The following is a 204-nucleotide window of genomic DNA, read 5'->3' as shown; positions in this document are numbered from 1 at the left end:
GTATTCACCATCTTTAAGAGCTTTTGGATCAATTGTTGTGTTATTATCTTGGTTGTTGTTTCCACCTTGGTTGTTATTTCCGCCTTGGTTGTCGTTTCCACCTTGGTTGTTATTTCCGCCTTGGTTGTCGTTTCCACCTTGGTTGTTGTTTCCACCTTGGTTATCTAACGGCTTAATGCTACCTTTATCAAATGCAAATTGAAT

General features: G+C 39.2%; 1 protein-coding gene. It reads right to left on the bottom strand.

The window, feature by feature from the left end; genetic code table 11:
- A partial coding sequence (locus MR170_RS32170) for a hypothetical protein (RefSeq protein WP_242310805.1) occupies window positions 1–204 on the bottom strand: 204 nt, incomplete at both ends.

The sequence above is a fragment of the Bacillus cereus group sp. BfR-BA-01524 genome (assembly GCF_022662595.1).
Classification (GTDB): Bacteria; Bacillota; Bacilli; order Bacillales; family Bacillaceae_G; genus Bacillus_A; species Bacillus_A thuringiensis_S.
The sequence above is the reverse complement of the archived record's forward strand: the minus strand, read 5'-3'. Positions and strand labels throughout refer to the sequence as shown.